Source organism: Eubacterium ramulus (assembly GCF_003122485.1).
GTDB lineage: Bacteria > Bacillota > Clostridia > Lachnospirales > Lachnospiraceae > Eubacterium_I > Eubacterium_I ramulus_A.
In genome coordinates, this window is sequence record NZ_JRFU01000235.1 from 1 (window position 1) to 992 (window position 992).

Here is a 992-nt window from a genome sequence, read left to right on the forward strand (position 1 = left end):
TTGCATGACGCGCACCTCGCAACAAGAATGCCGGAGCATTCTTGAATTGAAAAAAATGTTAGTAAAAATTGTTAGGTAGAAATAAATTATATTTTTACATGAAAAGGGAGGTGTTTGGGTGTGAAACGAGTGAAACTTGTGGTTGCCTATGACGGGACTAATTATTGCGGATGGCAGGTGCAGCCAAACGGAATTACGATAGAAGGTGTCCTGAACCGGGAACTGAGCAAATTATTGAAGGAAGATATCGTGGTCATCGGCGCGAGTCGTACGGATTCCGGAGTACATTCTTATGGAAACGTGGCAGTGTTTGACACAAATGCACGGATGCCGGCGGAAAAGATTTCCTATGCGCTGAACCAGCGTTTGCCGGATGATATTGTGGTGCAGAATTCCAGTGAAATTCCGTTAGACTGGCATCCGCGTCACTGCAACAGTCGCAAGACCTATGAATATCGTATTTTAAACCGTGAATTTCCGATGCCGCAGAGACGTCTGGATACCTGGTTTGTTTACCGAAAACTGAATATTCCGGCGATGTGTGAGGCGGCAGAACAGTTCGAGGGAACACATGATTTTAAAAGTTTCTGTTCAGTAAATACTGCAGTGGAGGATACGACCCGCACGATTTATTCCTGTGAGTTAAAACAGGATGGTGAATTATTAACGATTCGGATTACCGGAAGTGGCTTCCTCTATAATATGGTGCGGATCATTGCGGGAACGCTTTTTGATGTGGGAATCGGTAAGATCGCACCGGAGGATATTCCGGTGATATTAGAAAAAAAGGATCGGAAAGCGGCAGGACCGACGGCTCCGGCGCATGGGCTGACGATGATTGGGATTGAGTACGAGATTCCGCCGGAAAGCCTGATGGAGGTTCAAGTCGAACGCACGTGAGACTTGGTGCGTGATTCTGGTCAGCGTAAGCTGACATCATCTTTTCAGAATCACTGCACTCTACACTCCGTTCCGGTCGGCGCAAAACCATT

The 992-nt window shown here is 46.7% G+C and carries 1 protein-coding gene; it reads left to right on the forward strand.

Annotated elements, in window-relative coordinates; translation table 11 throughout:
- Positions 1-120 precede the first annotated feature (120 nt).
- A complete protein-coding gene (gene truA / locus LG34_RS16105) occupies positions 121-900 on the forward strand; it encodes a tRNA pseudouridine(38-40) synthase TruA (RefSeq protein ID WP_109216981.1) in 780 nt (259 codons plus the stop codon).
- The last annotated feature ends 92 nt before the right edge of the window (positions 901-992 follow it).